This window comes from Candidatus Krumholzibacteriia bacterium (genome assembly GCA_035649275.1).
In the GTDB taxonomy this organism is placed as follows: Bacteria; Krumholzibacteriota; Krumholzibacteriia.
In genome coordinates, this window is sequence record DASRJW010000076.1 from 23,465 (window position 1) to 31,869 (window position 8,405).

General features: G+C 67.4%; 6 protein-coding genes. All 6 read left to right on the forward strand.

What is annotated here, in order from left to right; translation table 11 throughout:
* Positions 1–174: 174 nt before the first annotated feature.
* Positions 175–1,179 (forward strand): UDP-glucuronic acid decarboxylase family protein, encoded by a 1,005-nt coding sequence (locus VFE28_07380; GenBank protein ID HZM15807.1) that lies wholly within the window; start codon positions 175–177, stop codon positions 1,177–1,179.
* Positions 1,180–1,242: 63 nt separating this feature from the next.
* Positions 1,243–2,256 (forward strand): UDP-glucose 4-epimerase GalE, encoded by a 1,014-nt coding sequence (gene galE / locus VFE28_07385; GenBank protein HZM15808.1) that lies wholly within the window; start codon positions 1,243–1,245, stop codon positions 2,254–2,256.
* Positions 2,253–4,793: a glycosyltransferase gene (locus tag VFE28_07390; GenBank protein HZM15809.1), complete on the forward strand. Its 2,541-nt coding sequence runs from the start codon at positions 2,253–2,255 to the stop codon at positions 4,791–4,793. Before galE ends, VFE28_07390 begins: the two co-directional genes overlap by 4 nt.
* A gap of 102 nt (positions 4,794–4,895) precedes the next feature.
* Positions 4,896–6,683: an ABC transporter ATP-binding protein gene (locus VFE28_07395; protein ID HZM15810.1), complete on the forward strand. Its 1,788-nt coding sequence runs from the start codon at positions 4,896–4,898 to the stop codon at positions 6,681–6,683.
* The gene (locus VFE28_07400) at positions 6,680–7,687 is read left to right on the forward strand and encodes a phosphotransferase (protein ID HZM15811.1); all 1,008 of its coding nucleotides are present in this window, start codon (positions 6,680–6,682) and stop codon (positions 7,685–7,687) included. Before VFE28_07395 ends, VFE28_07400 begins: the two co-directional genes overlap by 4 nt.
* A gap of 137 nt (positions 7,688–7,824) precedes the next feature.
* The coding region (locus VFE28_07405; GenBank protein HZM15812.1) for an aldehyde dehydrogenase family protein at positions 7,825–8,405 on the forward strand (581 nt) is incomplete at its 3' end.

Consider the following 8,405-nt stretch of genomic DNA (forward strand, 5'->3'; position numbering starts at 1 on the left):
ACTTCTTCACAGCCATTGTGCGGACCCCGAGCAGGGAAGCACTGGGAACAGGACGGGCCCCAAGGGCCAGTCGGCGTGCAACGATTCCCACGCCGCGCCCCTCGCAGTCTCCCATGCCGCACGGCCTTCTCAATCCGGAAGCCGGCGATTTCTCATTTCGGAGCGCATGGAAGCATGGTCCGTCTGCACCCGAACCGCGTTCTCGTGACCGGCGGAGCCGGTTTTCTCGGCTCCCACCTCTGCCAGCGCCTGCTCGATCTCGGCAGCGAGGTCCTCTGTCTCGACAATTTCTTCACCGGCCGGAAGGAGAACGTCCAGGAACTCATGGACCAGCGCTCCTTCGAGCTGATCCGCCATGATGTGAACCTGCCCTTCCGCTACCAGGTGGACGAGATCTACAACCTCGCTTGCCCGGCTTCGCCCGTGCACTACCAGCACGATCCTGTCGAGACCATCAAGACCTCCGTTCTCGGCACGCTCCACGCCTTGGACCTGGCCCACCATGTGGGCGCCCGGATCTTGCAGGCTTCGACGAGCGAGGTCTACGGGGATCCCGCCGAGCATCCACAGAAGGAAACCTACTGGGGCCACGTGAACCCCATCGGCACGCGGGCCTGCTACGACGAGGGCAAGCGTTGTGGGGAGACCTTGTTCTTCGAATATCGACGGAAGTACGGCGTCGACATCAAAGTGGCGCGGATCTTCAACACCTTCGGCCCGCGCATGAACGCTGCCGACGGGCGCGTGGTGTCGACCTTCATCGTCCAGGCCTTGCAGGGCGACCCCATCAGCATCTACGGGGAAGGACTGCAGACGCGGTCCTTCTGCTATGTGGACGACCTGATCGAGGGTTGTGTGCGGCTGATGGCGACCGCAGAGGGCTTCACCGGTCCGGTCAACCTGGGCAACCCGCACGAGATCAGCATTCGTGACCTGGCGCAGAGGATCCTGGGGCTCACCGGTTCACGTTCCCGCCTGGTGTTCAAGCCCCTACCCAGCGATGACCCCAAGCAACGCCGGCCCGACATCTCCCTGGCGCAGGAGGCCTTGGGCTGGGACCCTGTGGCCTCGTTGGAGACGGGTCTGCTCCGCACCATCGAGTACTTCGATGCCTTGCTGCGCAACGGCTACAAGCTGCCCGCCGCGATTGCCGGTCGATTCGAGCGCAACGTCGCTTGAGCCGCAAGCGGCTCCCGGGGCGGCGTGGTTGACGCCCACAGCCAATCGGTGTAGGGACGAAGCATGCAGTGTGTTCTTGTCACAGGCGGCGCCGGGTACATCGGCAGCCACACCTGCAAACTCCTGGCGCAGCGCGGCATGCAGCCCGTGGTCCTGGACAACCTGGTGCGCGGGCACCGCCAGGCCGTGCGCTGGGGTCCATTCCATCAGGGTGACATCGCCGATGCGGCGCTGGTCCAGGGCTTGGTGCGGGAATACGAGATCCGCTCGCTGATCCATTTCGCCGCCTTCGCCTATGTGGGCGAATCCATGGAGCAGCCGCAGAAATACTTCGAGAACAATGTCGTGCGCGGCCTGAGCCTGCTGCACGCCGCCATGGATGCTGGAGTGCGGCAGGTGGTGTTCTCGTCCACCTGCGCGGTCTACGGCATTCCCGAGGAAGTTCCCATCGCCGAGACCCAACCCACCTCGCCCGTGAACCCCTACGGCGAAACCAAGCTGTGGATCGAGCGCGCCCTGCACTGGCTCGGCAGCTGCCGCGATCTGCGCTGGATGGCTTTGCGCTATTTCAATGCCGCCGGCGCCGATCCGGAGGGCGAGATCGGCGAGGATCATCGACCGGAAACTCACTTGATCCCGCGGGTCATGCAGGCGGCGCTCGGACAGATTCCCCACCTCGAGATCTTCGGCACCGACTATCCCACCCCCGACGGCACGGCCATCCGCGATTACATCCATGTCAACGATCTCGCCGAGGCGCACGTGCGCGCCCTGGAACACCTGCAGGACGGCGGCGAAAGCATGCCGGTCAACCTGGGCACCGGGGAGGGCTCCTCGGTGCGAGAGCTGATCGCCACTTTGGAAAAGATCGCCGGCCGCCCGGTGCCCGTCCTCACCGCACCTCGCCGCGCCGGGGACCCGCCGGTGCTGGTGGCCAACCCGGCGCGGGCGCGGCGCATCCTGGGCTGGACACCACAGTGGTCGAGCCTCGAACAGATCCTGCAGACCGCGTGGCAGTGGCATGCGGCCCGTGCGGTGGCGGGAAGCTCCGGCCGCAGGCACGGTGAGGACTCGTGAGCTCGGGCGCGCCTCTCTTCGAAGCCTCGCCTCGCCCCGAGACGGACGGCGTCCGCCTCGTCCCACAGGCGGCGGCGGGAATGCAGCGCCCCACGGCGCGGGGGAAGTTCCTCTTCGCCGGTGACCGCAAGCTCCAGGTGTGCGGCGTCACCTACGGCACCTTCCGGCCCGACGCGGAAGGACTGCACCTGCCGCCTGCCGAACGGGTGCGCGAGGATTTCGCCGCCATGGCGCGCCAGGGCATCAACGCCGTTCGCACCTACACGCCTCCCCCGCGCTGGCTGCTCGACCTGGCGCAGCAACACGGGTTGCGCGTCATGGTGGGCCTGGCCTGGGAACAGTTCATCGCCTTCCTGGACGAGCCCGGGCGCGACCGCCAGATCCGCTCTAGCGTGCGCGAGACGGTGCGCGGCCTGAGCGGCCACCCGGCGGTGCTCTGTTACAGCATCGGCAACGAGATTCCGCAGAGCATCGTGCGCTGGCACGGAGCGCGACGCATCGAGCGCTTCCTGCGCCACCTGTACGACGACGTCAAGCGCGAGGACCCGACGGCGCTCGTCACCTATGTCAACTTCCCCACCACGGAGTATTTGCGCCTGCCGTTCCTGGATCTCGTTTGCTTCAACGTCTATCTGGAAGCGCGGGAAAAGCTCGAGGCCTACCTGCTGCGGCTGCACAACCTTTGCGACGATCGCCCCTTGCTGATGACCGAGATCGGCCTCGACAGCCGCTCTCACGGCGAGGAGCAGCAGGCCGAGAGCCTCTCCTGGCAGATCCAGAGCGCCTTCGAAACCGGTTGCGCCGGCACCTTCGTGTTCTCCTGGACCGACGAGTGGTACCGAGGCGGCCACGACATCCTCGACTGGGACTTCGGCCTGACGCGCCGGGACCGCACGCCGAAGCCGGCGCTGGCCGCGGTGCAGCGCGCCTATGCGCAGGCGCCGTTCCTCGCCGCCGGCCCGTGGCCGAAGATCTCGGTGGTGGTCTGCACCTACAACGGCAGCGCCACCATCCGCGACACCATGGAGGCCTTGCAGCGGCTCGAGTATCCGGACTACGAAGCGATCGTGATCGACGACGGCTCGACGGACCACACGGCAGAGATCGTCAAGTCCTACCCGGTGCGCTTGATCCGAACGGAGAACCGCGGCTTGAGCAGCGCGCGCAACACCGGCTTCCGGGCAGCGAGCGGCGAGATCGTGGCCTACACCGACGACGACGCCTACCCGGACCCGCATTGGCTGCACTACCTGGCCCGGACTTTCCGGCAGGGCTACGCCGGTGTCGGCGGGCCGAACCTGCCGCCGGCGGGAGACGGATTCGTTGCCGACTGCGTGGCCAACGCGCCCGGCGGACCCGTGCAGGTGCTCCTGGACGATCAGCTCGCCGAACACGTTCCGGGCTGCAACATGGCGTTCCGCAAATCGGCGCTGGAAGCCATCGCGGGCTTCGACCCGGTGTATCGCACCGCCGGGGACGACGTGGACCTCTGCTGGCGCTTGCAAGAGCGCGGCTGGCGCATCGGCTTCGCCCCCGCCGCCGTGGTCTGGCACCACCGCCGGAATTCGGTGCGCACCTATTGGAAGCAGCAGCGTGGCTACGGCAAGGCGGAGGCACTCTTGGAGCGCAAGTGGCCGCAGCGCTACAACGCCGCCGGTCACGTTGGTTGGCGCGGCCAGCTCTATGGCCGCGGCTTCACCCTTTCCCTCGGCGCGCTGGGCGGCCGTATCTATCGTGGTGTCTTCGGGACGGCTCCGTTCCAGTTCCTGTACCAGCGTCGACCCGGCACCTGGCTCGAGCTCCCCCTCATGCCGGAGTGGCTCTTCCTGCTCGCTTTCCTCGGCGTGGCAGCGCTCTCCACCGCCTTTTGGAAACCCATGGGGATCGCTGTGCCGTTCTTCCTCTTGGGAATGGTTCTGCCGGTGGCGCAAGCCCTCGCCAGCGCCCGGCGCGCCCGCTTCACCAGCGCCCCGCAGAGCAAGAACCTCCGGGTCCGGCTCTTCGCACTGACCACCCTGTTGCATCTGGTGCAACCCGTGGCTCGTCTTGCCGGCAGGTTGGAGCACGGGCTCGCTCCCTGGCGGGTGCGAGGCACGCGCCGCCGCCTCTGGCGTCCGCTCCGCCTACTCTCTTGCTGGCGCGAGGCATGGAAAGCCCCGGAAGCACGCCTCGAAGCGATGCTCGCCGCGCTCGTCCAGGCCGGCTCGGTGACCACGCGAGGCAGCGATTACGACGACTGGGATCTCGAGGTGCGCGGCGGCTTGCTCGGTGGCGCCCGCCTGCGCCTCGGCGTGGAAGAGCATGGTGCAGGCAAGCAGATGCTGCGCTTCCGCGCCTGGATGCGCCTGTCGCGAGCGGTGCCGGTTCTCGCCGCTGCCGCTGCCGGCGCCTCCTTCTGGGCTTTCATGGATGGCGCCGTGGCGATCGGCCTCTCCCTCGGCCTCGGCGCCATCGGTTTCTGCGGCGCCGGTGCAGGAGAGGCCGCCCGCGCCATGGCAGCGCTGGACGAGGCCTGCCCGGCGGCGACAGCCGACTGATTGTCCGGCGTGACCGACGGCCCACGATTGTTCACGGCGATGAGCAGTGGTTGTTCATCGGGACGCCGTTCCTGAGAAAAGGGCCGGCCAAAGGTGAGAACAGTGCGGGAAGGCAAGCAAACCGATTTCACGCTCTATCGTAGGCTGCTGCTGCAGGCCCGACCCTGTTGGCCCCTCCTCGTGCTGCTGTTCTGCCTCAGTATGCTGGCGACGCCCCTGGCGTTGCTGGGACCGGTGCCGCTCAAGATCGTCGTGGACTGCATCATCGGCTCGGAGCCGCTGCCGGGCATCCTGCAACGGGTGATTCCGGCGGCGACCGCGTCATCGCGCGGCGCGCTCCTGGTTCTATCCGCGGCGTTGATGGTAGCCGTGACCCTCGTCGCCCAGCTCCAGGTGCTGGCGGCGATGGTGCTGCGCACTTACGTGGCGGAGCGTCTGGTGCAGGACTTTCGTGCCCTGCTCTTCGAGCGAGTGCAGCGGCTCTCTTTCGTTTTCCACGACAAAAGGGGCACTTCGGACGCCGCCTACCGCATCCAACAGGACGCCAACGCAGTCCAATACGTGGCGCTGGATGGAGTCATCCCCTTCATCGCCTCGGCGATGACCGTGGGCTCCATGCTCTACGTCATGACTCGACTGGACTGGCAGCTCAGTCTCGTCGCCGTGGCGGTGTCGCCGGCGCTGTTCTTCCTGGCGCGCCAGTACCGCACCACGTTGCGCAGGCGGGCGCATCTGGTCAAGAAGCTCGAGAGCAGCGCCATGGCGGTCATCTACGAGGTGCTTTCGGCATTGCGGGTGGTGAAGGCATTCGGACAGGAGCGGCGGGAGCAGCAACGCTTCGTACGCACGGCGAGGCTCGGGATGATCGAGAGGATCCGCTTGGTCAGGTTGCAGGGCAGTCTCGGGATGCTGGTCGCGGTGACGGCGGCGACAGGCACGGCGGCGACGCTTTTCATCGGCACGCGGCACGTGCTGGCGGGCCAGCTCCTGCTCGGGGAACTGCTCTTGATCATGGGGTACCTGGCGCAGCTGTACGAACCGATGAAGACGATGTCTCGCAAGATCGCCAGTCTGCAAGGGCATCTGGCCAGCGCCGAACGCGCCTTCGCCCTGCTCGACGAGCCCCGTGACGTGCCGGAGAGTCCGCAGGCTCGCGGCCTCGTGCGCGCCCGCGGCGCCCTCGACTTCGAGGCGGTCTCCTTCGCTTACGAAGCGGAAAGACCGGTGCTGCGCGAGGTTTCTTTTTCGGTGTCGCCGGGAATGCGCGTCGGCATCGCTGGCCGCACGGGGAGCGGCAAGAGCACACTGCTGCACCTGCTCACCCGCTTCTTCGATCCGTCCTCGGGACGCATCCTGCTGGATGGGCTGGATCTCCGTGAGTACAAGGTGAGCGACCTGCGGCACCAGTTCGCCCTCGTCCTGCAGGATCCCGTCCTCTTCTCCACCAGCATCGCCGAGAACATCGCCTACGCCCGAGCCGACGCCAGCCCGGAAGAGATCGTGCAAGCCGCCCGTGCCGCCAATGTGCACGATTTCATCGCCAGCCTCCCGGAAGGCTACGCCACCCAGGTGGGCGAACGCGGCCTCCGCCTCTCCGGCGGTGAACGGCAGCGGATCGCCCTGGCGCGGGCTTTCTTGAAGGATGCACCCGTTCTCCTCCTCGACGAGCCCACCAGTTCCGTGGATGTACGCACCGAAGCGGGCATCTTGGAAGCTCTGGAGCAACTGATGCATGGCCGAACGACGTTCATGGTGGCGCACCGGCTGGCGACACTGCAGGGCTGCGACCTGCTGCTGCAATTCGACGCCGACGGTCGGGTGCAGGTGGGCAATGCCGCCCCGACGGCTCCGGAAGCTCTTTCTCTCCCAGCACGACCGGAGCGTCCATGATTCCGGAAGTACCGCAGATCATCACCACGGACCTCGAGTCCCAGCCTGCGGTGCGTGCCTGGCTGGCGCTCCCGGCCCTCGCCGACGGCTTCACGCCCGCCGTACCGGAGCGCCTCGAGTTGCTGCATCAAAGCCGCAAGTCGCGTGTCTATCTTCTGCCGCGGGTGGGAGTCGGAGGGAGCGGGGTGATCGCCAAGCACTGCCCGCGCGAGGTAGCGCAGTGGGAGCGCGAGGTGTACGGGCTCTTGCAGCGCCTGCGTTGTCCTTCGCTCTTCTGCTACGGCCTGGTGGAAGCGCCGGGGGAGGAGTTCGCTTGGCTCTTCCTCAAGAACGCCGCAGGACGACGCTTCGACGCGCATCGCCCGGAGCACCGGCAGCTCGCCGCCCGCTGGCTGGCGCGCCTGCACACGGCCTCCTCCAGCCTCGACGGCAGCGCGCTCTTCCCCGACCGCGGTCCGAGCCACTATCTGGCGCACTTGCACGCCGGGCGCGAAGAGTTGAACCGCGGCCAGGCGCAGCGACAGTTGTCATCGGAGGATCAGGCGGTCCTCGACGAAGTGCGGCGCGTGCTCGATCGGCTCGAGTCCTGCTGGTCCGAGGTGGAGGCCTGCAGTCACGACATGCCCTGGGCTCTCGTGCACGGGGACTTCGTGAAGAAGAACCTGCGCGTGCGCTACCCGTCCGGCAACGGGTCGGATGCCTCGCTTCTCGCCTTCGACTGGGAGAAAGCCGGCTGGGGACCGCCGGCGGTGGATCTGACGCCCGCGGACCTGGATGTTTACCACGCCAACGTCCGCGATTGTTGGCCGCGGCTGACGCGGAAGACCCTCGGGCGTATCGCCCACCTGTCCACGCTGCTGCGCGACGGTACCGCCTCGGTGCACTGGGAAGCGACCTATCTCGAGACCGGATGGCTGCCGAACATCATCGGGAACATGCGTCTCTATGCCGAGCGCATGACCGCGGCGTGCGACGCCCTCGGTTGGAATGCGAGGTCGTCGTGAGCGCTTGCCTGCGAGACGCGACACGGCTCTGCCAGCAGGCGGCGCCGAAGGATCCGATCGCGGCGCTGCGCTACCAGTAGCGGAAGAGCGGCGGTTCGGTGCAGAATGGACCATCCCGAACCGTGCGGGGAGGTCCGGTGCAGAGCCGTCCCTACTACCTGGCGAACCAGGCCGTGGCCGCCAACGAAGATCTGGCGGTGCACGACAAGTACACCGGCGAGATCGCCTTCCGGGTGGCGCAAGCCGACGCGGCCACGCTCGAGCGGGCCATCGCCCACGCCGCCGCCGCCGCCGAGCCGATGCGCCGCCTGCCTGCCTACGCCCGGCAGGCCATCCTACAGCACTGCGTGACGCGTATCACCGCGCGCGCCGAGGAGCTGGCCCGGATCCTCTGCATCGAGGCGGGCAAGCCCATCCGCGACGCCCGCGGCGAAGTGACCCGCCTCGCCGACACCTTCCGCATCGCCGCGGAAGAGTCCGTGCGTCTCTACGGTGAAGTGCTGCCCATGGACATCACTCCAAGGGCACGGGGCTACACCGGGATGTGGAAGCGCGTCCCCGTGGGGCCGTGCGCTTTCATCACGCCGTGGAACTTCCCGCTCAATCTGCCGGCCCACAAGATCGCACCCGCCCTCGCCGTCGGCTGCCCCTTCATCCTGAAGCCCGCGAGCTGGACGCCCGTCGGCGCCCTGTTGCTCGGCGAGATCCTGGCCGAGAC

Excerpts from the sequence above, each read along its gene's own strand:
- galE (HZM15808.1), top strand. The coding sequence starts at position 1,243 with ATGCAGTGTGTTCTTGTCACAGGCGGCGCCGGGTACATCGGCAGCCAC.
- VFE28_07380 (HZM15807.1), top strand. The coding sequence starts at position 175 with ATGGTCCGTCTGCACCCGAACCGCGTTCTCGTGACCGGCGGAGCCGGT.
- VFE28_07400 (HZM15811.1), top strand. The coding sequence starts at position 6,680 with ATGATTCCGGAAGTACCGCAGATCATCACCACGGACCTCGAGTCCCAG.